The sequence below is a fragment of the Marispirochaeta aestuarii genome (assembly GCF_002087085.1).
Classification (GTDB): domain Bacteria; phylum Spirochaetota; class Spirochaetia; order JC444; family Marispirochaetaceae; genus Marispirochaeta; species Marispirochaeta aestuarii.
On sequence record NZ_MWQY01000003.1, the window covers coordinates 16,152 to 39,215 of the forward strand.

Genomic DNA, 23,064 nt, shown 5'->3' on the forward strand with positions numbered 1-23,064 from the left:
CTCGTTAAGGGCTTCAGTTGCCGTTATAACTTTGATAATCGATTTCTCCGTCCTGATCCCAGTCCCATTCATGCAGCCCCCGGGAGGGATAATAGAGATATTCTGATATCCCGTTCTCATCCTGATCAAGATAAACTCCATAGAGGGAATTGTCACGGTATATTTCACGTATCTCCGGTTTTCCATCCCCGTCGAGATCCCGTTCAATGCGCTTATCGCTGCCTTCCGTCAGGCTCCTGATGCGTGTGCCGTTCTCTTCCCTTACAGTCATCCCCGAAGCATCACCCCGGGTAGTTCCGCGGGCGTCATTCTCGACATAACGGTAGGCAAGTTCCCGCAGTTCCGTATCGGCGGGGATTTTCCCTGAATCTGTCCCGACGAAGGGCGGGAGATGCTCATGGTCCACAACATCCAGGTTGAGAACCGATTCGGCGAAATTGAACTCCCATACAAGATCGGAGTTGTCTATTTTTATCCCCCGGACTTCAGGATACCTTCCGTATTCAATGGTATATCTTCTGTCATCTTTCAACAGAAAAAGGGTTTCAGGCTCTGATAAAACTTCACGGTTTTCAGTAAACTCGATGATAATCTCCTGCACGGCATCCTGATCCAGGTCTTTTCTGACCTCTGCCAGCTGCCCGTCTTTCAGGATATACATGCCGTCATCGTATTCATCGCCGTTCCGGTCTTCGTATACGACAATGCGCCGATGAGCGCAGAAATCCCGGAACTCCTCCAGCCGTTGTGCGTCTTCGAAGAGAAGGTATATCTGGCGAAAAACAGATAAACGCCTCAGGTTTTTCTCTGTCAGCAGGACGCTGATGTCCGGACTGCTTTCTTCTTCACCTTCAGTCGTGCTGAAATCCCGGAGAATAATAATTCGCGGATCCCCATAACCAAGGTCCAGGTAACGCTGCAGAAGCTGCATTCTCAGATCGCCGGTGGATTCGAGGACAAGAGTACGAAGCAGGAGTTCCGAGGTCTGGCTGCCCCCCGGAGCCAGGGCTTTATCGATCAGGGAGCGTCTGTAAGCCGGGTCAATTTCGGATCTCAGGGCTTTGATCTCCTCATGCCTGGGGAACAGTCGGGTTCCCTTCCTGGCAAGCTCGCCGGCATCATCCAGCCGGCCTGTGGCTAAGGCGGAGCGCAGGGCGAAATAGTACCAGCCTCCGTCAGTCCTTTCGGACTCAGTCAGCGAATGCAGCGTGTTCCACATATCATCGTAACGCATGAGTTGATCGTACTGTTCAACCAGGAGGAGCAGCGCGCTTGCCGGATCCGTAAAATGCCAGGTATCGCTGTCCAGGGCGTTTTCCAGTTCCTCCGCGGCCTTTCGTATTGACGATCCCTCTTCCAGTATTCTTCGGGCCTTGAGATACCGCGCGTCGGAGTTATCAGGATCAAACTCCAGAGCCGCCTCTATAAGCGAGGAGGCGGCGTCCGTCTCCGTACTCAGGTCAAGAGCAACCTGAACGTAGGCTCTGGAAAGAGCTTTGTCCCTGTCAAAGCCCGACTCTGTAAACACGGAAAAAGATCCCGCCAGAAGCAGTATCAGGGAGAACAGGGCTTTAAACCTTGCCGGGAGGCTCCAGAAAACTTGTCTGTTTGCTATTATCATCAGGAAACCCCAATAGTTGCCGGATTTCTTTATCGTCAAGACTCTCTTTGGCCACCAGGTGCTCGGCAAGCCTGGTCAGCTGATCTTTATGCTCGCTCAGGAGTTTGGTCACGGAATCAAGACAGGATCGCAGAATATCATGTATCTCGCCGTCTATTTTCTCGGCGGTTTTTTCAGAATAGTCCTGGTGTCTGGCTATCTCCTTGCCGAGGAAAATGGGTTCCTCCTCTCCCCCGAAAGTGACAAAGCCGAGGGAATCACTCATGCCCCATTCACAGACCATTCGCCGGGCTATTTTTGTAGCCTGTTCAATGTCGTTCTTTGTTCCTGTGGTCGTCTGATTGTAAATCAGCTTTTCGGCCACATAACCGCCCATGGTAATCTTAATCCTGTCCAGCAGCCAGTTTCGGTTGCGGGAGTAGGTCTCTTTTTCGGGAAGACTCATGGCAAGTCCCAGAGCCTGCCCGTGGGGAATCACCGTAACCTTGTGGAGAGGATCGGCATTCTCCAGATAGTAATGAAGAAGAGCATGGCCTGCTTCGTGGTAGGCGGTCATCAGCTTGTCTTCCGGAGAGATAACCCGGGATCTTCGTGCAACCCCCAGGAGGAGTTTATCCCGGGCCTCCTCAAAGTGCTTCATGTTAACGGCACTGGAGTTCTCCCGGGCGGCAAAAAGGGCTGCTTCGTTTACGAGATTTGCCAGATCGGCTCCCGAGGATCCCGGTGTGGCCCGGGCAATCCGGTTTATATCCACATCCTCGGAAAGAGGGACCTTGCGGGAATGTATATTGAGTATCGATTCCCGCTCCTTGATATCCGGCATATCAACAACAACCTGCCTGTCGAAGCGTCCAGGTCTGAGGAGGGCGGGATCAAGAACATCCGGACGGTTCGTCGCAGCCAGAATTATCACCCCGTCCTTGGTGTCAAAACCATCCATCTCCACCAGCATCTGGTTGAGGGTCTGTTCACGCTCGTCATGACCGCCCCCGTAGCCGGCTCCCCTGGTCCTGCCGACGGCATCCAGCTCATCGATAAACAGAATGCAGGGGGCATTCCGCCGTCCCTGCTCAAAGAGGTCCCGGACCCTGCTTGCACCGACGCCGACGAACATTTCAACAAAATCCGAGCCGGACATATGAAAAAACGGTACCCCCGCCTCCCCTGCGCAGGCCTTCGCCAACAGGGTCTTTCCCGTTCCGGGCATACCAACCAGAAGCACTCCCGTTGGAATACGGGCTCCGATTTTGGTAAATTTCTGGGGGTTCTTCAGGAAGTCCACAACCTCCTGGAGTTCGTATTTTGCTTCGTGCTGCCCGGCAACGTCGTTGAAGGTAATCTTTGAATCGTTTTCCAGGTACTGCTTTGCCCGGCTTTTTCCGAAGGAGAAGGCTTTGTTTCCACCTCCCTGGACCTGTCTGAACATGAACCATATAAGGAAAAAACCGATAAGCCATGGCAGGGACTGAAGAATGATCATAAACGGCGAAGGTGATTTCCGTCCCCCCCGGACAATAACTCCGTTGTCCCGCAGAAGAGGCATCAACTCCTCGTCAGGATAGGGTATCCTGGTAATGAAACTTCTGTTCGTACCATACTCGCCGCCCCGAAGGGTACCCTGAATCTCGTTGTAATCCAGAATCGTGACGGTATCTATCTGTCCATCCGTCAGATACCGGAAAAAAGTGGAGTACGGCAGCTCCATGTCGCTGTTCCCTGTATCAAACAGAAAAATGAGGGCAAAAAACACAATGAGACTCGCCACAAAAATCAGGGCAAAGCGGTTATTGTTAAAATTGAAAGGAAACCAGTCAGGTCCGCCCTGACCGCCTCCCGGCTTTTTCTTATCGTCCAATCCCTGTCTCCATCCGTTGTATACTCAGTACATCCCCTGCCTGCGGGGCCGGAAAATCCTGATAGCCCTCGGCAAGAACATCCCGGTATCCGAAAAGCGATCCGAAGACGGCCGCGACCTCGTCTCCAACCTGCAATACCGGTATTTTATCCCGGGAATCCTCGGAAACACCGAGTTCCCTGTATATGTCCTTAAGTCGTTTGCTTCCCCCGGGGGTCCGAATTGAATCAGACAGCCGTCTGCTTCGCAGGAAAAGAGTCTTTCCGCGACTGCTCTCCGTCAAGGCAAGTGCAGTCCCGTGCCCCTCAGCAGGCATCCGGGACCCCCAGGAATAGCGGAACTCAGCAATGGTACCGTCACTTCCCCGGAATATTCTCTTAACATATCGTGTTTTAACGGGAAATACAACCGAGGGGACAAAGATGAGTCGGGCATCCTCTTTGCGGAGGGTAAAACCGTGGCCCCGGAGCAGAACAGCATTTTTTCTGTAGTATGAAAGCTCCTTTACGGAAAGAAAATCCCGGGGCACCCGGGAGCTTCCTGGCAGATAGTAATGAATCAGCGATAATAGACTCCTTACCCGCAACGCTTCAGGGGCGGAGAAAAAAACCGGGACATCCGTCTCGGCCCTGTTCTTACCAAGGGACCAGGGGATTCTTCTGAGCGCCTCCTCCTGTAAAACAGCCTCTTCCTGGCGGAAAAAGCGGGCCGATTTTCCCAGACTCCCGGCCATGGAGGGAAACTCCCGGGCCAGCACTGGTATGAGTTCGTTTCGAATCCGGTTTCGCAGATACCAGTCCTCCCGATTGCTGCTGTCCTCGCTGAAGGGCAGCCCGAGCTCCCGGACAAGCTCTCCCAGTTCTGCCTTGCTGACTTCAAGAAGCGGTCGGATTCTGTTGCCGCGAAGGGGGGGAATACCGTGTAAACCCGAGACACCGCAGCCCTGAAAAAAACGCATAATCATGGTCTCCACCAGATCATCCAGGGTGTGCCCCAGGGCGATGTATCCAAGATTCAGCCTGTTCAGCCAGACATCAAGGGCTTCATATCTGGCCCGGCGTGCCGCAGCTTCCACACCTTCGTGCAGCGCGGAGGCGGATCGTGCTATGTCATTCTCCGGAACATCGATTCGATGTACTGGTACCGAACACAGCCGGGCTGCCGCGCGCAGTCCGCTCCAGTCTTCTTCTATCTCTTCTCCGGTTCGAAGATTGTGGTTTACGTACAGGGCATGGAGAGGCAGTTCCTTTTTGTTGAAGTCACGGTAGCGGGCCAGGGCAGCCATGAGGGCGGTACTGTCAATTCCGCCCGAGGCAGCTATGAGAATGCCCTTCGCGGGATCTATATTCCAGCGTTTGAAATAGACGGACACAGCCCTGTATACTTTCGAACTACTCTTTAGCGGTTCCATTATATTTATTCATTACCCGGTCAAGGGGAAGTCGGGTCATTTCCAGTACAGCATCCGCTGCTCTGCTGATACCCTGCCTGAATTCGGAAAGCTCTTCCCCGAGGGGAGCCGACAATACCCAGGAGATAACCTCTTTTTTCTGATCCGGTCTGCCTATTCCTACAAAGAGGCGTTTAAATTTGTCCGTTCCCAAAACGGAGATGATGGACTCGAGCCCCTTCTGACCGGCGGAAGATCCCCTTTGTTTTATCCGTATAATCCCGGCGGGAAGATCAAGACTGTCGCAAACGACAATTATCTGTTTTGGTGCCGCCGTATAACGCTGCAGAATATCGGGGACCACCTTGCCGGAAGCGTTCATGTACGTCAGGGGAGCTGCAAGTACCAGGCGACAAAAGCCTTCCCCGGTTGTAATATCGGTACATGCAGATCGCCACGGACGAAAAAAGGGCTTGGTAAACTTCAGGGAAAGCCTTTCTGCAAGTTCTTCCAGAACAAGAAACCCGGCATTATGCCGGGTTTTCTCATATTCCCTTCCAGGATTTCCAAGTCCGAAGACTATCAGCACATCTCGGGGATTACTCTTCACCCTCACCTTCTGCAGATCCAGCCGCCACTTTGGCTTCAGCAGTTTCTTCCGCCTCCTCTGCTGTTTCTACGGCACCGACCTTAACAGCGGTAATAGCTACAATGTCGTGATCTTCAGGAGTCAGAATCCTGACGGAATCGCTGACAGGTATATCGGAAACATGAAGGGCGTCACCGATCTGCATTGCCGCTATGTCGAGGACAAAAGACTCCGGGATATCCTTGGGAAGGCACTCGATCTCCACATCGTGAAGCTGTACTTCGACAATCCCGCCGTTCCGCACACCCTGGGGCACACCTTCAAAATGGACAGGCACGTTGGTACGCAGAACCTTTCCCTGCTCGATTTCGTAAAAATCGATATGAAGAATACGGTTCTTGATCATATCTTCCTGGTAGTCCTTGACCAGAACATCGTATTTTTTGCCCTTATCTACCGAGATGTTGATAATTGTGTTTTCACTGACATTGTGGAATTTCTTCTCGAATTCCTTTGAACTTATACTTATGCTGACAGGTTCGCTGTGTCCGTAAATTACTGCGGGGATCATGCCTTCATTGCGCAGCCGCCGGGTTACGGTTTTCTTTGTGTCGGGCCGCTGGTATCCGGCCAGGGTTTTCTGTTCCATGAATCGTTCTCCTCATTGCTATACACCATTTAAGGCGTTCTGTTTTCAATATCATTCTACGCCAGCAGATCCTTTTCGAGGATCCTGACGGTGCAGACTTGTTATCCTGGGACGGCAGGAATCGAACCTGCGAATGCCGGAACCAAAATCCGGTGCCTTACCGCTTGGCGACGTCCCAAATATTTTAAGATTTTAGACTGATAAGCAGCGGAATCAGCTGTCTTCGTCTTCGTCGTAGGCCGGGCTGCTGTCAGCCTGGGCCTTATATTCTTCCAGAATGCGTTCCTGCAGTTTTCCCCGGAAATCCGAATTAATCGGATGCGCCACATCCTTGTACTCACCGGTTTTCGTCTTTCTCGAAGGCATGGCAATAAACGCGCCGTTCTTCCCCTCGATCACCTTCACATTGTGAACAACAAAGGAGTCATCAAAGGTTACGGTTACGTAGGCCTTAAGTTTACCGTCCGCTTCGACACGCCGAATCCGGATATCCGTGATTTCCATACTTTCCTCCACTCATGTTGCATAAATATTACGTCATTGTAATATGCTATCCGGAAATATAGCAAGTGTTTCTATTGTAAGCACTTGTTTTAGGTTTTTTTTACCTTTTAGAACTAATGCCGCCCTCCGGGCAGCGGCTTCATCGGTAAAAACACCAAAGATGGCAGAACCGGAACCGGAAACATTCGCGTACAGGGCCTGCGAGGAGAGCAGGGTATCAATCAGCTGGCCAATCAGGGGATATCGTTCCCGTAAAACCGGCGTAAAGGAGTTGAAGAATGTCCATTTATCCGGAGTGCGTTCATACAGGGAGGCATAATCACTGCCGGCAGAAAGCATCGGATAATCCCCTCCACGCTTTTCATCCAGCCATCGATATGCATCCGCAGTGGAGACCGGGAAATCAGGCAGAACAAGGACCAGAGGAAGAGTGCGGGGTTTGTTCAGGGGAAGCACCTTTTCACCTCGACCGGTGACGAGAGCCAGGGGACTGCGGCAGAAAAACGGGACGTCGCTCCCCAGTTCCGCAGAGATCCGTGCAAGTTCCGCATTATCCACAGGAACGGAAAACAGATCCCTCAGACTTTTCAGCATTGTCGCAGCATTGCTTGATCCGCCTCCCAGTCCGGCCCCCTCGGGTATGCGCTTTTCAACAGTGACTTCCACGGAAGTCTTGAGCCCGTAACGCTCCGAGAAGAGCCTGTATGCCCTGCATATAAGATTATCCTCAGAAACACAGCTGAAACGGCCGTGAATACTGCAGGTATTGTTAGAATCTTTCAAAGAACGTACCGTGATCGTATCCGCAAGGGAGACAATCTGAAAAAGAGAGCACAAGTCATGAAACCCGTCGTTTCGTCTGTCCCCGATCTCGAGATGCAGATTCACCTTGGCCGGGGATTGAAGGGTTACGGCCCTCATCATAATGCTGATGTATTATACATATCTGCCGCCGTCTGTCAAACCCTAGCCCTGCAGATAATGGCAGCCGATGGACTGTCCGTTGTTAAGGGCTGATCGGGTAACCACAAGGGCGCTGATAATTGCATTTCTCAGCTCGACAACGTCCCTGCGCAGCGTGGCAGAACGATAGAAGCGCTCAATTCGGTGGTTAAGGTAGTTCAGGTCCGCAAAGGCCCGGGAAAGCCTTTTTCTGGTCCTGATTATACCCACATAATTCCACATGGTACTCTGAATCTGGTTCAGATCGCTCCGTATCAGCACCGGATCGAAACTGGTTTCCCCGGGGGGAGATACCCAGGGGGGTATACTGCGGATAAGACGGTCGGCCAGGTCACTGGAACAGCAGAGAATAGCATCAGCGGTTCGCACCCCGTAGTAAAGCCCCTCCAGCAGCGATACTGAAGCCAGCCGGTTGGCCCCATGCACCCCGGTACAGGCCGTTTCTCCCACAGCGTAGAGTCCTTCCAGGGAAGTCCGCCCTTCGAGATCGACCTTTATCCCTCCGCAGGAGTAGTGGGCGGCGGGAACCACGGGAATAAGGTCCTTTCGGATGTCGATATTCACGGCGGCACAGGCCGCGAATATAGAAGGAAAACGCTCCTTCAAATCATGGTCCCTGATGCCCCGGGCATCCAGATAGACGTATCCCGCCTTGTCCTTTTCTATCTGCCGGTAAATTCCCCGGGCAACCTCGTCCCTGGGGGCCAGGTCCTTCAGCCGCGGGGCGTAACGGGACATGAAGTACTCCCCTTCCCGGTTTAAAAGCTTCGCTCCCTCGCCCCGTACGGATTCGGAGATCAGAAAGCGATCGGAATCCCGGTGAAACAGGGTCGTTGGATGAAACTGTACAAATTCCGCATTTATTATCTCTACGTTGGCCCTGTACGCCATGGCCATACCGTCACCGACCGCACCCCTGGGGTTGGATGTATGCTGGTAGATGTCTCCCAGTCCCCCGGTGGCAAGAACCACGGCGGAAGCGAAAACAGGAAGAACCTCACCGCTCTCGTTGTTCAGAAGATACATGCCGAGGGCACGGCTCGGTTTATAGCGAACCTGGTAATCCACGGAATGGTGTGTCGAGGTTATAATGTCGATGGCCGTGTAATTTGTCAGACGGCTTATACGTTCCTCCGCCTCGGCAGCCCCGGCCAGGTGCTCCATGATCGAGCGTCCTGTATAGTCGTGAACGTGGAGAATCCGCCGTACAGAATGGGCCGCCTCACGGGTCAGCATATATCCGGATTCATCCCGGATAAAAGGCACCTCTAATTCACGGGCGAGAAAATCGAGTACCAGATCGGGACCTTCGGCGGCGAGAGTCTCCACGGCCTCGATGCAGTTTATGCCGTCTCCGGCCTCGAGGATATCGTGCTTCAGCAGTTCTGGGGTGTCCCCTTCCCCCCTGGCGACAATACCACCCTGGGCGTAGCGGCTGTTGCATTCCAGGGGATCCGCGCTTTTTGAAACCAGACAGACGTCGGCACCCTTCCGCGCGAGCCGGATGGCCGCACTGATACCCGCTATTCCTCCCCCAATGACAAGGGCATCAAACCGCATCATGCTTCAGGTCCTGCGATTTTCAGAGAGAAATCGAAATTCTTAACTGAATGGGTCAGTTTTCCCACGGAAATATAATCCAGACCGATCTCCATATACCCGGCAATCTTCTCCAGAGACATGTCGCCGGAGGCTTCGAAAGCAACATCTCCTCTTCGCTGCCCCAGGCATTCCGCCGCTGTTTTTGCGTCCATATTGTCCAGCATGATAATATCCGCCCCCGCATCCAGAGCTTCACTGACCTCTTCGGCATTGCGGCATTCCACCTCTATCCTGTAGCGACTGCCCCATTTGTCCCGTACCATGGAAACAGCCCGTTGAATGGATCCGGCTGCATCGATGTGGTTGTCCTTGATCATAACCATGTCATAGAGTCCCATTCGGTGATTGGTTCCACCCCCCACTGAAACAGCGTACTTGGCAAGTTCCCGGTACCCCGGCAGGGTTTTTCGGGTATCCAGTATCCGTGTTTTACCCCGCTGCAGACGGGAAAATTGCTGCGTTACTGTGGCAATACCGGAAAGATAGCCCAGAAAATTGAGGGCGATCCTTTCAGCAGTCAGGATGGAAAGGGTTGATCCCCGAAGCTCTGCGACGATATCTCCAGGCTTCAGGCTGTCTCCATCGCTGAACAGGCATTCCACCTGCGTGGACGGATCTATGCGGTGAAATACCCGGGTAAAAAAATCAGTGCCCGCAAGAATTCCCGTATCCTTGCTGTGCAGCCGGGCAAGGACCTGATCATCCCCGAAAATCGCGCGGGATGTAACGTCCCCCGCCTCGGCGAGGTCTTCTTTTATCGCCAGTTCCAGCAGAACCTCAAAGCTTGTCTGTTTCATGGGCGAAATAGTACGCTAACTTTATGCTATTTTCAACTCTCATTTGACTTTTCAAGAATTACCGTCCTATACTGCTTTCTATGAGCGATTATTTACAGCAGTTTACCGGTGCCCTCAGGGAAGTTGTACGGGAGATCGGTTTTGAAGATACAAGCATTTCCGTGGAGGATATCGATCCATCCTCGGTGGAGCTGGTCGCCAGTGTCGGGATAACGGGAGATCTCCACGGCTTCATGATGCTCCGTGCGGATATGCAGAGCGCTCATAATTTCGTCTCCAAGATGCTCATAAATATGGGCATTGAACCTGAAGAAGAAGAGGGGTTCGGCCAGTTCCACAAGGAGGCTATTGGAGAGATCGTGAATCAGGTTTCCGGTCGATCCACCATGATGCTGGCGGATCAGAATATCGACTGCAATATTACTCCCCCCACAATTATCTCGGGGCAGAGTATCTACTCCGACATAGCCTCCTGCGAGTCCTCCATTTCTCATATTCTGAGTGGAAATTTCGGGAAAATAGGACTTTTTGTAGGCATAAAAAACAGCTCTCTTTAATAATAAACAGTTGACATAGTATTCACCCCTGACTTAGATTAGCAGTATATCGCGTTAGATTTTTAGGGCGGAGAGGAAACCGGATGGAGTATTACGAGTTGGAGAACGATGATATCTATCCAATGTCGATGGATGACGCCGACGATGACGAGAACGGGTTCTACAACGACAACTTCGATGATTACGACGACGAGTTCGATGATGATCTGGATGATTTCGACGATGACGAAGATCTGGATGACGACCTTGATGATGATGACATGGACGACGACGAACTCGAAGAAGACGATTTTGAAGACGACGACTACATCGAAGACGACTATGACTTCGACGACGGCCTGGATTACGAAGATTTCGACGACTGAAAAACAGTTTCTCCGGAATACCACAGTTTTTCCAACTCGTAGAAATTCCGGGTATCCCCGTCCATGAGATGGACAACCATAAAACCGCAATCAATCAGCACCCATCCTTCCTCATGAACTTTTTTATGACGATGGAGGATGGGTATATCGTTTTCCTTGAGAAATATCTGTATGTTTCGCACAAGCCCCTTGAGATGTCCCGTGCTGCGAACTGTGGTAATTATAAAGTAATCCGTCCATGAACTGACCTGAGAAATATCCAGGACCATGGTTTCAATCCCCTGGTGATCCTGAATGAACTCTCCCAGATCCTTTGCCAGTTTACTCTTTACAGTAGCGTCCATCAAAATCCTTTCCTAATATGATTAATACATCGATTCTGGTATCAATTTCATCTTCGAACTCTTCGATACCCGTCTGAATCAGGATATTATTGCACTTTATGACATCCGCCACCCGTTTTACGGCCTGCTGATTACCCATACGATCGATAATTACTGTTTTATCGTAGTTTTCTTCCGCGTTTCCGATACGGGCTACGTCATAGCCGAAACTCTGATAAAGCTGAGAGGTTCTGCCGGCCAGACCGGTTACGGAAGTTCCGTTCCTGATCTCCAGAGCCACCTGGAGATCTCCCTCCGAGAGGACCTCCTCGCTTTTGAGACTGTTGATAGTCTGCGCTATTGTCTCCCGCAGCAGACGTCCGTCGGAATGGGGAAAGAGGAGCTCCTGGTCGTCGACACTGCGGGAGGTACCCCGCAGCCTGAGCTGTACCATATTCTGTACATCCAGCGCCTCCATGGCTCTGGTAAGGGTTACAAGACTTCTCTGGGAGAGGTTAGTGGTAAGCGATTCCTCCAGAACCCCCGCAACCTCCGGATTAGAGATACGCTGTGCGGAGTTCCCCAGACCGTCGAGCAGGCTCTTCAGAAAGCTCTGAGCCCTGGATACTTTTTCGGATTCGCTTTCTCCGGGATCCCCGTAACGCAGATAAATCGCAGCCTTACTCCCATCCATAATAAAACCGCCGGAGGGCAGCAGGATGTATTTTCCGTCTATCTCCGTGTCCACCGGATTGGGAATGAATGTTTCAACCCCGCCGACCAGGTCAACGACTCTGCCCAGGTTTTCAAGATTCATAATGAGATAAAAAGGGATTTCCAGCCCCGAAAGGCCGCCGACCATGTCCAGATAGCTCTGGGGGTCCGCAGAATCGAAGAGAGTCTCTATACTGCCTATTTTTTCATACCCGGGAAGCAATGCACCGGTATTCGCCGGAATATCGATGAGCGCGCCTTTTCCGGTGGATAACTGGTACAAAAAGACCTGGGATGTCAGGATCTCCTCCCCGTCGGTTATAATCAGCATCAGGGGAACCGGCTCTTCCTGGTCAAAGGCTCTTTCAAGCTTGTTTACCCTGACCTTTCCGTATAGAAAAACCCCGGTTGCGGATAGAATCAGTACCATTATAAAAAGCAGAATAATTCCGGGATCGAAGATCGATGTTTTCTTCATGATGCAACCCCCGGCTGTTTCGAATAGAGACCACGATCTCTGATATACGATTCAATTTCAGGCGGTACAAGAAAACGATACGGACGGCCGGAGGCAACCCGCTCCCGTATATCTGTAGAGGAGACGGGAAAATCCGGATTCCCCAGCCGCGTGTAGCGTATATCCTGACGGTCTGTTCTTTCCGGTCCCCTGCGGGCCAGAAGAAGATCGACCTTTGAAAGAAGCTCGCGGTAACGACGCCACTTATGGAAGCCCGCCAACAGGTCTTCCCCAATGACAAGCCCCACCCTGCCTGAAGGTTTGTAGTGTTCCGTAAGGTACTCTATGGTATCGATGGTGTAGGAAATTCCGCCTCTGCGTATTTCACAGTCGCAGGTTTCAAAACCGTAGGCCCCGGCAACCATGCGCACCATGGCAAGGCGTTCTTCGGGAGAATCTCCCGGCACAGGATCCTTGTGCGCCGCAATATACGCCGGAACAAGAACAACCGTGTCGTATCCGGCGGCGACGCATTCATCAGCGAGCTGCAGATGACCTAAATGAAGGGGGTTGAAACTGCCCCCGAGCATGGCTAATCTCATTTTTCCCGTATTACACGTATAAATTCTTGCTTCAGCGCATCAAGACCGAAACTGGTATAGCTGGAAACGGAGACAAGCCTCTCTGCACCCAGTCTGGTCCGGAAGGATTCAAACTTTTCCCCCGTCTCATCCAGGTCCGCCTTGCTGGCCACCACGATATGGGGCTTTTCCGTCAGATCCTCATTGTACTGCTTTAGTTCGTCCTGAAGCGTCCCGTAGGTTGTCGCAGGATCTTCATCCTCGATATCGATTATGAAAGCCAGCCCCTTTGTCCGGGATATGTGCTTGAGAAAACGAAAACCCAGGCCCGCTCCATGGGATGCACCCTCGATAATTCCTGGTATGTCCGCCAGGATACAATCGGTAAAGCCCAGATCCACCACGCCGAGGTTGGGTATTTTTGTTGTAAAGGGATAATCCGCAATCTTCGGATGGGCATTGGTCAGGGCGGCGAGAAGACTCGATTTTCCCGCGTTGGGAAATCCTACGAAACCGATGTCCGCAATGATGTTCATCTCGACCATCAGTTCCCGTTCCTGTCCGGGCTCCCCCTCCTGGGCATAACGCGGGGCCTGTCGAACGGAACTGCGATAATGCCAGTTCCCCTTCCCTCCATGGCCGCCTTCAATAAAGGTCCATTCACCGTCGAGGCCAAGGTCTTTAATAACTTTTCCGCTTTCTTTTTCCCGCAGGACCGTTCCCGGGGGGACAGGGATAATCACATCCTCACCATTGCGGCCGTGTTTTCTCCGTCCCTCACCGTTACGTCCGTTACCGGCCCGGTATACGCGGGTAGATTTTAAACGGGCAAGGGTTTTCAGGTTTTCCTTGACCTTGAAAACCACGCTGCCGCCGTTTCCGCCGTCGCCCCCGTCGGGTCCGCCCTTGGGGACATACTTCTCCCGCCGGAAAGACACGCTTCCGTTTCCACCCTTGCCGGACGAGACGACTATTTCAGTTTCATCTACAAAGCCAGTCACCGAAGGTGATCTTACGCCTCCGTCTGGATTACAATGTATTTACGGCCCAGGCGCTCAGTAAACTGAACGACTCCGCTCTCCTTTGCAAAGAGAGTATCGTCTTTTCCTCGACCTACATTGGAACCGGGATGGAATTTGGTTCCCCTCTGGCGAACCAGGATTTCTCCCGCTTTTACAGTCTGTCCACCGAAGCGCTTTACACCCAGACGTTTGGACTCGGAGTCGCGTCCGTTTTTGGAACTTCCACCGCCTTTTTTATGTGCCATATCAGTTTACTCCTTGCTATTTTCCCGCTGAACGTCATGATGAGTTTTGAGACATCCCTCTGACACCTCAAAACGACACAGACGCGGATTCTCACGGCTCGCAGCCTCGAGACCCCGGATCAGTGTGTCCAACACTCCCCGGGCCCTATCGAGGGGCGCCCCGTCTCCATACCGTACATAAAAACGGAGCACTCCGGGTCGCGGAGCGCTTCCGTCAATTTCAAGATCATCAAGATCCTTCAGAGCCTGGGACGAACTTCTGCACAGCAGACTTACCGCGGCGCAGATTGACGCGTCCTTTTCGGCACCCTTGCTGGCATGACCTTCCGCCTCAAGACTGAGCAGAAGCCCCGAATCGACCTTGAGCCGTACCCGGATCATACCATTACACCGGACACATTATGCGCCGACAATATCCTTGACTTTGATCACCGAATACTGCTGCCTGTGACCCTGCTTCCGCCGATAGCCTTTCCGCCGCTTGTATTTGATGATGGTAACCTTGTCACCCTTTGTGTGATCCTCGATTGTGGCGGTAACCTTTGCATTCTTGACATAGGGGGCACCCACATTGACGCCCGCCTCGTCGCTGGTCATCAGCACCGAGTCGAACTCAACATCCGAGCCGGCATCGCCTTCGAGCTTATCAACCTGAAGCACAGACCCTTTTTCGAGCTTGTACTGTTTTCCTTTAATCTCTACCAGTGCGTACATTACGACAACCTCAACTCAATCTACTAGAAAATTCGTAAGCGTCTATATACCATAGGGATACGGGTATCGTCAAGGGACACAGCCCTATTAGGGCAGATAAGTCCTTCCCATAAGGTACCTGTCCACCTCTCGTGCCGCTCCGCGTCCCTCATTTATAGCCCAGACAACCAGGGATTGTCCCCGACGCATATCGCCGGCGGAAAAAACTCCTTTTCTGGAGGTGGCAAAACGGCCGTATTCCGCGGCGACCGTGCCGGTTCCGGTCGTATCGATGCCGAAACTTTCCAGAATCGGTTTTTCGGCGCCGATAAAGCCCATGGCCAGAAGAACAAGATCGGCCCTGAAGATCTCCTCGGAGCCGGGAACTTCACTCATCTGATAGCGCCCGTTTTCATCCTTTTTCCACTGGACCCGAACGGTTTTTACAGCCTCTACCCTTTCATCCCCGATGAACTCTTTTGTAAGGATATTGTACTCCCTGGGGTCCTTTCCGAAGCGTTTGATGGCCTCCTCATGCCCGTAGTCGACCTTGAGGAGCTTCGGATACATAGGCCAGGGAAACTCGTCAGTCCTCTCCGTGGGCGGCTGGGGCAGCAGCTCAAAGTTAACCAGCCCCGCACAGCCGTGACGCAGGCTTGTCCCGATACAGTCGCATCCGGTATCTCCGCCTCCGATCACTATAACATGTTTTCCCTCTGCGGATACAGGGGCCTTTTCGCAGTTTCCGGTATCCAGTAAAGTTCTGGTATTCCCGGTAAGAAAATCCATGGCGTAATGAATGCCCTCCAGCTCCCTTCCGGGCACCGGAAGATCCCTGGGGACGGTGGAGCCGCAGGTGAGTACAACAGCATCAAATTCCGCCTCCAGCGCTTCCGCCTGAATATCGACCCCTACCTCGATACCGGTGCGAAACTCCACACCTTCCTCTTCCATGATACCGATTCTGCGAAGAACAACATTTTTATCCAGTTTCATATTGGGGATACCGTACATCAGAAGCCCCCCGGGACGGTCTGCCCGTTCGAAAACCACAACCCTGTGGCCGGCCTGATTCAACTGGTCCGCCGCTGCAAGACCCGCAGGGCCCGATCCTACCACCGCGACCTTCTTTCCCGTACGGAGGGCAGGAGGATTGGCACTGACGTAACCTTCGGCAAAAGCCTTTTCTATGATAAAGTATTCGTTGTTCTTTATGGTGACCGCCGGTTCGTTGATGCCCAGCACACAGGCTGTTTCGCAGGGGGCGGGACATACCCGACCGGTGAATTCCGGAAAGTTATTGGTCTTCATAAGACGCTTGAAGGCGTCTTTATCCCGTCCCCGGTAAACCAGGTCGTTCCACTCGGGGATAAGGTTGTCCACGGGACATCCGAAGGAGGAGTGACAGAAGGGTACGCCGCAGTCCATGCAGCGGGCTCCCTGCTCCCGTCGCTCCCCGTCGCTTAAGGGAACAAGAAATTCGTTATAATCGCCGAGGCGTCTGTCTGCGTCGGCATACGGTACAATCCGTCGTTGATACTCCATGAATCCTGTGGGCTTACCCATGTACAGCCTCCATTTGTTCGGCTTTCTGTTCTTCCAGTACCCGCTTATAGTCCCGGGGCATGACTTTTCTGAAATTCTTCAGGCAACTTTCCCATTCCTCCAGAACCCTGATGGCGAGGTCGGATCCGGTATATTCACAGTGCTGTTCCAGCATTCCCCGCAGATATTCGGTATCGTCCTTATCGAGGTCGTCCAGATCCACAAGCTCCCGGTTTATCCGTTCATCCAGCTCCATACGGGGGTCATAGACGTAGGCTATTCCTCCGCTCATGCCGGCGGCGAAGTTCCTCCCCACCGATCCCAGGATGACGGCACGACCGCCGGTCATATACTCGCAGCCGTGATCTCCCACACCTTCGATTACCACCTGGGCTCCGGAATTCCGCACGCAGAAACGCTCGGCGGCCCGTCCTCGAATAAAGGCGCTACCGCCGGTTGCCCCGTAAAAGGCGACATTACCGATGATTATGTTCTCCTCTGCCGAAAATAGACTCTCTTCAGGGGGATGAATAACCAGGGTTCCTCCGGACAGTCCTTTTCCGACGTAGTCGTTGGCATCGCCCTCGAGGCTGAAGTTAACCCCCTTCGCAAGCCAGGCGCCAAAACTCTGCCCCGCGCTGCCTTTGAAGTTAACCGCAAGGCGGGTCTTCGGAAGTCCGTCGTTACCGTAGCGTGAGGCGATGGCATTGCTGAGGATTGTTCCCACGGTGCGGTCCGTATTGGTTATGGGATAACTCAGAACCAGGGAACTCCTGCCGTCCAGGACATCCTCTGAATCTTCCAGAATACGCCGGTCAAGGACGAACTCCAGGCCGTGGTCCTGCTTCCGGGTACAGTATACGTCTGCCTCCGGATAGGGCTTGCGGGCGGACATCAGCAGGGGCGCCAGATTCAGCCCCTGGTCCTTCCAGTTCAGTACCTCCGGATCGGCCTCCAGCATATCCGTATGCCCGATCATATCGTCCAGCCGGGTAAAACCCAGGGAGGCCATGACCTCTCTCACCTTTTCCGCGAGATAGGTGAAATAGGTTACCACGTCTTCCGGACTTCCGCGGAACTTTACCCGGAGTCTGGGGTCCTGGGTGGCGATACCCACGGGACAGGTGTTCTTGTGACATTTGCGCATCATGATGCATCCCATGGTCACCAGGGCGGCGGTGGCGACGCCGAATTCCTCGGCCCCCAGCAGGGCTGCGATGACGACATCCCGGCCGGTCTTGAGCTGTCCGTCGGTCTGGAGCACCACCCGGCTCCTCAGGTCGTTCATAACAAGGGTCTGATGGGTCTCAGCGAGCCCGAGCTCCCAGGGAAGCCCCGCGTTTTTGATGCCCGTCAAGGGGGAAGCACCGGTTCCGCCGTCGTGGCCGGAAATGAGGATATGGTCCGCGTGTCCCTTGGCGACCCCCGCGGCGATGGTACCTACGCCCACCTCCGAGACGAGTTTGACGCTTATCCGGGCCTTTTCGTTGGCGTTTTTCAGATCATAGATAAGCTGGGCCAGGTCCTCGATGGAATAGATATCGTGGTGAGGCGGCGGACTGATAAGTCCCACCCCCGGGGTTGAGTACCGGGTTTTTGCGATAAAGTCGAAGACCTTGTGACCCGGAAGCTCTCCCCCTTCGCCGGGCTTTGCCCCCTGGGCCATCTTTATCTGGATTTCGTCGGAGTTTGCCAGATATTCGATGGTCACCCCGAAGCGTCCCGAGGCGACCTGCTTGATGGCAGACCTCTTTGAATCACCGTTGGGCAGGGGTTTGAAACGCTCCGGATCCTCTCCTCCTTCGCCGGTGTTCGACTTTCCGCCGATGCGGTTCATGGCGATGGCCAGGGTTTCGTGGGCTTCCCGGGAAATCGAGCCGTAACTCATGGCCCCGGTTACAAAGCGCTTCATGATGTTTTCTGCGGGTTCAACCTTTTCAAGGGGTACCGACTCAGCCTTTTTGAAGCGCAGCATACCCCTCAGGGTAGACTGCTGAGTTGAACGGGCATCCAGACGTTCGCAGAACTTGTCAAAAAGGTCCCGCCGTCTGTAACGGGTGGCTATCTGCAGGTTTGCAATGGATTCGGGGTCCCACATGTGCTTTTCCCCATCCGTCCTGAAGGCATAATCCCCGTTATTGAGAAAATCCTCCCATACCGGTGCGTTTCCTGAGGGGTAGGCGGTATCGTGACGCATCATAGTCTCCCGGGCAAGAACATCGAAGCCTGCGCCTTCGATGCGCGACGCAGTTCCGGCAAAACAGCGTTCCACTACCGGCGAAGCGAGGCCCACGGCCTCGAAGATCTGGGCCCCCTTGTAGCTCTTCAGGGTTGAGATTCCCATCTTGCCGAAAACCTTCCTCATTCCCTTGGCCAGGGCTTCCCGGTAGTTTTCCACCAGCTCCTCCTCGGAGAAGCTGCCGTCCAGGTAGCCTTCGCTGTTCAGGTACGAGAGACTTTCCAGGGCAAGGTAGGGGTTTACCGCGTCAGCCCCGTAGCCCGTGAGAAGACAAAAATGGTGAACCTCCCGGGGTTCCCCGGTCTCCAGGACCATACCGATCTGGGCCCTTTTTGCCTGCCGCACCAGATGATGGTGCACCGCTCCCTGGGCAAGCAGCATACTGACGGGAACCCTGTCCCCGGAGGCTGCACGGTCGGAAAGAATGATCAGGGCGTAGCCTTCCCGGATGGCCTTTTCCGCTTCAGCGGTTATCCTGTCCAGCGTGGAGACTAGTCCGGCCTCCCCCTCTTCCCGGGGATAGGTTACGTCGATGCACAGACTCCGCCAGCCGCGATGGTCCATATTCTTGAGGGCCAGGAGCTCCCGATTGCTCAAAACCGGCATGGGTACATGCAGACGATGGGCGTGGGACTCTTCCACGGACAGCAGGTTTCCCTCGGGACCGATAAAGGAGTCCAGGGACATGATTATCTCTTCCCGGATTGAATCGATGGGAGGATTGGTGACCTGGGCAAAGAGCTGCTTGAAATAATCGTAGATCAGTCTGGAACGGGATGAGAGTACCGCCAAAGGGGAATCATTCCCCATGGACCCCAGGGGCTCCTTATGGTCCTCCGCCATGGGCTTGAGGATCACCTGAAGATGCTCAATGGTGTAACCGAAGAGCTTGAGCCGCCGGGTAATATCCGCCGCATCGAGGCCGGGTTGCTTTTGGGGTGCGGGCAGCTCTGAAAGGGAGATCTTCTGCCTGTCCAGCCACTCCCGGTACGGGCGCTTACCGCTTATTCTCGATTTCACCTCTTCGTCGTCGACGATACGGCCTGCTTCAAAATCGACGAGAAACATCCTTCCCGGCTCCAGGCGTCCCTTCAGGACAACCGTCTCCGGAGGTACGGGAAGAACACCCACCTCGCTGGCCATGATGACCAGGTCGTCCTGGGTAACGTAGTAGCGGGAAGGCCGCAGACCATTGCGGTCAAGAACCGCACCGATTACCCTTCCGTCGGTAAAGGATATGGAAGCGGGACCGTCCCAGGGTTCCATGATACAGGAGTTGTACTCGTAAAATGCCTTTTTCTGGTCTCCCATCTGACCGTGATTCTCCCAGGCCTCGGGAATCATCATCATGACCGACTCTTCCAGGGCGCGGCCGTCCAGGTAGAGCAGCTCCAGTACGTTGTCAAAGGTCCCGGAGTCCGAGAGGTCCGGTTCGATAACGGGAAAACTTTCCTGAAGGACAGGACCGAAGCTGTCGCTTTGCAGGGTTCCTTCCCGGGACCGCATTTTGTTTATGTTTCCCCTCAGGGTGTTGATCTCTCCGTTATGGCTCATATAACGCAGGGGTTGTGCCCGGTCCCAGCTGGGGAAGGTATTGGTGGAGAAACGGGAATGGACCATGGCCAGGTGGCTCCTGTAGTCCGGGTCACGCAGATCCGGAAAATACCGGGGCAGCTGTTCAGGGGTAAGCATTCCCTTGTAAACAAGGATCTTTGTGGAAAGACTGCAGACGTAGAGGTAATGATCGGGATCGTACTCTCCACCCCGCATGGAGTTGATCAGTTTTTTACGCAGGATATAGAGATCCCTGTCAAAGGATTCCTGATCGGAGTCCTCCCTGCGGGCGATAAAGACCTGCTCCATCCAGGGTTCACAGGCCAGGGCGCTGGGCCCTATCATGCTGTTGTCCCTGGGGACCGTTCTCCAGCCCAGGAGGGTATGTCCCAACTCTTCGCAGAGATCAGCGGTCTTTTGCCGAATCACTTTGCGGGAATCTTCCCTTTCCGGTAGAAATACAAGTCCCACGGCATAAGAACCGCGTTCAGGGAGCCTGGTACCGAGATCTTCTTCGGCTACCCGTTCCAGGAACTTCCAGGGAACCGCTGTCAAAATGCCGGCACCATCGCCGGTATTTACTTCGCTGCCCACCGCGCCGCGATGGGTCATATTGATGAGGATCTCCTCCGCATTACTGATAATCGAATGGCTGGCCTGTCCTTTCATGTGGGCCACGAATCCGACACCGCAGTTTTCATGTTCAAACTCGGGACGATACAGGCCGATTGGCCCGGGTCTCTTTTTCAGGTGCATAGAACCTCCAGGAGAGTATGGCTAAGTTAAATATGCAAGATTCATGCCACACATGGTCCTGAAGACACACAGAGAAAAAAGAGATTAATAATTGACTGAGGATTACCGTATATCTTGTTGCACTACAGATACTTACACTACCCCTCCCCAGTCCCTGCAAAACACGAAAATATTGAAAGCGGGGAATCCGGGAGGGAGAAACATGCAAGTCCTACTTTTTCGTAGTGCTCACGGCGGCAGAGACTACGAAAAAGTAGGAAGGTCATTACATTTTTTCCACGAAGGGAATGTTCAACAGGTACATACCGTTTTTCAGCACACAGAGTACAGCGGAAGCCAGGGCAAGACGGCTCACGGCGGTCTCCTTTTCGCTGCCGGTCAGAATGGGAGTCTCATGGTAATACCGGGAAAAGGTCCTGGCAAGTTCGTACAGGTAAGAGGCCAGAAGGGATGGATTATACTGGTCCGCCGCTGCTGCGATTACTGAAGAGAAATCGGAACAGAGCTTGATGAGTTCCCGTTCTTCCGGGGTATTAAGCAGCTCGGGCTTCGCCTCAATTCCTGTAAACTCATCCCGGCGCTCCTGAAATTTCCTCCTCATTGAAGAGATGCGGGCTCCCATGTACTGCAGGTAGGGACCGGTATTTCCGTTGAAAGAGAGAGACTCCTTCGGGTTGAATATCATGTCCTTGTTGGGAGAGACCTGCAGAAGATAGTAGTGCAGTGCAGCCAGTGCGACCTTGCGGGCGGTCTCATCCACCGATTCTACCTCGTCCTCCCGTTCTTTCTCCCGGATTTCCGCCTCCGCCATGGAGGTCAGTTCCCGGATCAGATCGTCCGCATCTACCACAGTGCCTTCCCGGGACTTCATCTTTCCTTCCGGCAGATTAACCATACCGTAGGAGAGATGATACAGGTTTTCAGCCCATTCGAAACCGAGTTTAGTCAGCACATGGAAAAGCACCCGGAAGTGGTACTGCTGCTCGCTTCCCACAACGTAAACCAGACGGGTAAAATGCCAGTCCTTCTGGCGCTGGATGGCGGTTCCGATATCCTGCGTCAGGTAGAGGGAGGTTCCATCGCTGCGGAGGAGCACCTTTTTGTCCAGTCCGATCTCTTCAAGATCGACCCAGATGGATCCGTCCTCTTCCTTATAAAAGACTCCCCTCTCCAGTCCTTTCAGGATCTCGTCCTTGCCCAGACTGTAGGTCTGACTTTCGTAGTAGATCTGGTCGAAACTGATTCCCGTAGCCTCATAGGTCTCTTCTATTCCCTCGATAGCCCAGCGGTTCATCAGTCTCCAGAGGCTGTTTACCTCGGGATCGTTCTTCTCCCAGGCCACCAGCATTGACCGGGCATCTTCCTCCGCCCGGGGATTCTCTTTGGCCCACTGATTGAATTTAACGTAGTAGTCTCCCACGAAGTGATCGCTTTTTTTACCCGTCGATTCAGGAGTTGATCCGTCGCCGAACTCCCGGTAGGCGAGCATGGATTTACATATATGTATGCCCCGGTCATTGATAAGGTTTACCTTGCGCACATCCGCTCCGGCGGCCCGAAGAATCCGTGAGATACTCTCCCCCAGGGCATCGTTTCTCAGATGGCCCAGATGGAGGGGTTTGTTGGTATTGGGACAGGAGAATTCCACCATAACGGGCACTCCCTTCAAATGTCCGCTGGAGCCGTATGCCTCCGGCAGATCCCGGGTGGCAGCAAGAAGCTCCGCTGCGATGTTTCCCACACCGATAACGACATTGACATAGGGTCCGGCGGTTCTGACTTCTCCGGAAAGATCGTCACGATTTCGAAGCCCCTGGGCAAGTTCTTCCGCCAGGGCCTGGGGAGAAGTCCGGAATACCTTTGCGAAAGGGAACAAAGGAAAGGCAATGTCCCCCATTTCACTCTTCGGCGGCACTCCCGGAACAAGGTCCTTTTCTTTCAGCGCCGCGGGGTCATCTCCCCGGCGGTCGGCAAGGGCACAGAGCTCCTCAAAGACCGCCTTTTTCCAGTTTTCCCGTACTGCCTCAATTCCTGTCATGAAAA

Annotated in this window: 21 protein-coding genes and 1 tRNA gene; 2 read left to right on the forward strand and 20 right to left on the reverse strand. The window is 53.5% G+C overall.

What is annotated here, in order from left to right; all coding sequences use genetic code 11:
• Positions 1–13 precede the first annotated feature (13 nt).
• The 10 genes from B4O97_RS03040 to nadC form a co-directional block, all read right to left on the reverse strand.
• Complete coding sequence (locus B4O97_RS03040) at positions 14–1,621, reverse strand: tetratricopeptide repeat protein (RefSeq protein WP_083048211.1); 1,608 nt, start codon at positions 1,619–1,621, stop codon at positions 14–16.
• Complete coding sequence (ftsH, locus tag B4O97_RS03045; RefSeq protein WP_083048212.1) at positions 1,572–3,476, reverse strand: ATP-dependent zinc metalloprotease FtsH; 1,905 nt, start codon at positions 3,474–3,476, stop codon at positions 1,572–1,574. The genes B4O97_RS03040 and ftsH overlap by 50 nt, the downstream gene beginning before the upstream one ends.
• Positions 3,466–4,848, reverse strand: a complete 1,383-nt coding sequence (tilS, locus tag B4O97_RS03050; protein WP_158084127.1) for a tRNA lysidine(34) synthetase TilS — start codon at positions 4,846–4,848, stop codon at positions 3,466–3,468. The genes ftsH and tilS overlap by 11 nt, the downstream gene beginning before the upstream one ends.
• A gap of 19 nt (positions 4,849–4,867) precedes the next feature.
• Positions 4,868–5,476: an aminoacyl-tRNA hydrolase gene (gene pth / locus B4O97_RS03055; protein WP_158084128.1), complete on the reverse strand. Its 609-nt coding sequence runs from the start codon at positions 5,474–5,476 to the stop codon at positions 4,868–4,870.
• Complete coding sequence (locus tag B4O97_RS03060) at positions 5,466–6,104, reverse strand: 50S ribosomal protein L25 (RefSeq protein ID WP_083048217.1); 639 nt, start codon at positions 6,102–6,104, stop codon at positions 5,466–5,468. Before B4O97_RS03060 ends, pth begins: the two co-directional genes overlap by 11 nt.
• A gap of 106 nt (positions 6,105–6,210) precedes the next feature.
• A tRNA-Gln gene (locus tag B4O97_RS03065) sits at positions 6,211–6,282 on the reverse strand.
• A 35-nt stretch (positions 6,283–6,317) separates the two neighbouring features.
• Positions 6,318–6,608, reverse strand: coding sequence for a septation regulator SpoVG (gene spoVG / locus B4O97_RS03070; RefSeq protein WP_083048219.1), 291 nt, complete (start codon positions 6,606–6,608; stop codon positions 6,318–6,320).
• A 33-nt stretch (positions 6,609–6,641) separates the two neighbouring features.
• On the reverse strand, positions 6,642–7,532 hold the full coding sequence (ispE, locus tag B4O97_RS03075) for a 4-(cytidine 5'-diphospho)-2-C-methyl-D-erythritol kinase (protein ID WP_083048221.1): 891 nt from the start codon (positions 7,530–7,532) through the stop codon (positions 6,642–6,644).
• 42 nt (positions 7,533–7,574) lie between these two features.
• Positions 7,575–9,134, reverse strand: coding sequence for an L-aspartate oxidase (locus tag B4O97_RS03080; protein WP_083048223.1), 1,560 nt, complete (start codon positions 9,132–9,134; stop codon positions 7,575–7,577).
• A complete protein-coding gene (nadC, locus tag B4O97_RS03085) occupies positions 9,131–9,970 on the reverse strand; it encodes a carboxylating nicotinate-nucleotide diphosphorylase (protein ID WP_083048225.1) in 840 nt (279 codons plus the stop codon). The genes B4O97_RS03080 and nadC overlap by 4 nt, the downstream gene beginning before the upstream one ends.
• Positions 9,971–10,050: 80 nt before the next feature.
• On the opposite strand from nadC, the gene B4O97_RS03090 reads away from it, so the two are divergent.
• Together B4O97_RS03090 and B4O97_RS03095 are read left to right on the forward strand one after the other, a co-directional pair.
• Positions 10,051–10,527, forward strand: a complete 477-nt coding sequence (locus B4O97_RS03090; RefSeq protein ID WP_083048227.1) for a chemotaxis protein CheX — start codon at positions 10,051–10,053, stop codon at positions 10,525–10,527.
• An 83-nt stretch (positions 10,528–10,610) separates the two neighbouring features.
• Positions 10,611–10,892, forward strand: coding sequence for a hypothetical protein (locus B4O97_RS03095; protein ID WP_198947009.1), 282 nt, complete (start codon positions 10,611–10,613; stop codon positions 10,890–10,892).
• Here B4O97_RS03095 and rsfS read toward each other — a convergent pair.
• The 10 genes from rsfS to argS form a co-directional block, all read right to left on the reverse strand.
• The gene (gene rsfS / locus B4O97_RS03100; protein ID WP_083048229.1) at positions 10,871–11,236 is read right to left on the reverse strand and encodes a ribosome silencing factor; all 366 of its coding nucleotides are present in this window, start codon (positions 11,234–11,236) and stop codon (positions 10,871–10,873) included. The two genes, B4O97_RS03095 and rsfS, sit on opposite strands and share 22 nt — an antisense overlap.
• Positions 11,214–12,407, reverse strand: coding sequence for an LCP family protein (locus tag B4O97_RS03105; protein WP_083048231.1), 1,194 nt, complete (start codon positions 12,405–12,407; stop codon positions 11,214–11,216). Before B4O97_RS03105 ends, rsfS begins: the two co-directional genes overlap by 23 nt.
• On the reverse strand, positions 12,404–12,988 hold the full coding sequence (gene nadD, locus B4O97_RS03110) for a nicotinate (nicotinamide) nucleotide adenylyltransferase (protein WP_083048233.1): 585 nt from the start codon (positions 12,986–12,988) through the stop codon (positions 12,404–12,406). The genes B4O97_RS03105 and nadD overlap by 4 nt, the downstream gene beginning before the upstream one ends.
• Complete coding sequence (gene obgE, locus B4O97_RS03115) at positions 12,985–13,968, reverse strand: GTPase ObgE (RefSeq protein WP_083048235.1); 984 nt, start codon at positions 13,966–13,968, stop codon at positions 12,985–12,987. The genes nadD and obgE overlap by 4 nt, the downstream gene beginning before the upstream one ends.
• 11 nt (positions 13,969–13,979) lie before the next feature.
• Positions 13,980–14,234, reverse strand: a complete 255-nt coding sequence (gene rpmA / locus B4O97_RS03120; RefSeq protein ID WP_083048237.1) for a 50S ribosomal protein L27 — start codon at positions 14,232–14,234, stop codon at positions 13,980–13,982.
• A 6-nt stretch (positions 14,235–14,240) separates the two neighbouring features.
• The gene (locus tag B4O97_RS03125; RefSeq protein ID WP_083048239.1) at positions 14,241–14,615 is read right to left on the reverse strand and encodes a ribosomal-processing cysteine protease Prp; all 375 of its coding nucleotides are present in this window, start codon (positions 14,613–14,615) and stop codon (positions 14,241–14,243) included.
• A gap of 18 nt (positions 14,616–14,633) precedes the next feature.
• Positions 14,634–14,948 (reverse strand): 50S ribosomal protein L21, encoded by a 315-nt coding sequence (gene rplU, locus B4O97_RS03130; RefSeq protein WP_083048241.1) that lies wholly within the window; start codon positions 14,946–14,948, stop codon positions 14,634–14,636.
• Positions 14,949–15,035: 87 nt separating this feature from the next.
• Positions 15,036–16,493, reverse strand: coding sequence for a glutamate synthase subunit beta (locus B4O97_RS03135; RefSeq protein WP_083048243.1), 1,458 nt, complete (start codon positions 16,491–16,493; stop codon positions 15,036–15,038).
• A complete protein-coding gene (gene gltB / locus B4O97_RS03140; RefSeq protein ID WP_083048245.1) occupies positions 16,486–21,021 on the reverse strand; it encodes a glutamate synthase large subunit in 4,536 nt (1,511 codons plus the stop codon). Before gltB ends, B4O97_RS03135 begins: the two co-directional genes overlap by 8 nt.
• A 265-nt stretch (positions 21,022–21,286) precedes the next feature.
• Positions 21,287–23,059, reverse strand: coding sequence for an arginine--tRNA ligase (gene argS, locus B4O97_RS03145; protein ID WP_083048247.1), 1,773 nt, complete (start codon positions 23,057–23,059; stop codon positions 21,287–21,289).
• Between the last annotated feature and the right edge of the window lie 5 nt (positions 23,060–23,064).

Excerpts from the sequence above, each read along its gene's own strand:
- B4O97_RS03040 (WP_083048211.1), bottom strand. The coding sequence starts at position 1,621 with ATGATAATAGCAAACAGACAAGTTTTCTGGAGCCTCCCGGCAAGGTTT.
- B4O97_RS03060 (WP_083048217.1), bottom strand. The coding sequence starts at position 6,104 with ATGGAACAGAAAACCCTGGCCGGATACCAGCGGCCCGACACAAAGAAA.
- spoVG (WP_083048219.1), bottom strand. The coding sequence starts at position 6,608 with ATGGAAATCACGGATATCCGGATTCGGCGTGTCGAAGCGGACGGTAAA.
- ispE (WP_083048221.1), bottom strand. The coding sequence starts at position 7,532 with ATGATGAGGGCCGTAACCCTTCAATCCCCGGCCAAGGTGAATCTGCAT.
- B4O97_RS03080 (WP_083048223.1), bottom strand. The coding sequence starts at position 9,134 with ATGATGCGGTTTGATGCCCTTGTCATTGGGGGAGGAATAGCGGGTATC.
- nadC (WP_083048225.1), bottom strand. The coding sequence starts at position 9,970 with ATGAAACAGACAAGCTTTGAGGTTCTGCTGGAACTGGCGATAAAAGAA.
- B4O97_RS03090 (WP_083048227.1), top strand. The coding sequence starts at position 10,051 with ATGAGCGATTATTTACAGCAGTTTACCGGTGCCCTCAGGGAAGTTGTA.
- B4O97_RS03095 (WP_198947009.1), top strand. The coding sequence starts at position 10,611 with ATGGAGTATTACGAGTTGGAGAACGATGATATCTATCCAATGTCGATG.
- rsfS (WP_083048229.1), bottom strand. The coding sequence starts at position 11,236 with ATGGACGCTACTGTAAAGAGTAAACTGGCAAAGGATCTGGGAGAGTTC.
- B4O97_RS03105 (WP_083048231.1), bottom strand. The coding sequence starts at position 12,407 with ATGAAGAAAACATCGATCTTCGATCCCGGAATTATTCTGCTTTTTATA.
- nadD (WP_083048233.1), bottom strand. The coding sequence starts at position 12,988 with ATGAGATTAGCCATGCTCGGGGGCAGTTTCAACCCCCTTCATTTAGGT.
- rpmA (WP_083048237.1), bottom strand. The coding sequence starts at position 14,234 with ATGGCACATAAAAAAGGCGGTGGAAGTTCCAAAAACGGACGCGACTCC.
- B4O97_RS03125 (WP_083048239.1), bottom strand. The coding sequence starts at position 14,615 with ATGATCCGGGTACGGCTCAAGGTCGATTCGGGGCTTCTGCTCAGTCTT.
- rplU (WP_083048241.1), bottom strand. The coding sequence starts at position 14,948 with ATGTACGCACTGGTAGAGATTAAAGGAAAACAGTACAAGCTCGAAAAA.
- B4O97_RS03135 (WP_083048243.1), bottom strand. The coding sequence starts at position 16,493 with ATGGGTAAGCCCACAGGATTCATGGAGTATCAACGACGGATTGTACCG.
- gltB (WP_083048245.1), bottom strand. The coding sequence starts at position 21,021 with ATGCACCTGAAAAAGAGACCCGGGCCAATCGGCCTGTATCGTCCCGAG.
- argS (WP_083048247.1), bottom strand. The coding sequence starts at position 23,059 with ATGACAGGAATTGAGGCAGTACGGGAAAACTGGAAAAAGGCGGTCTTT.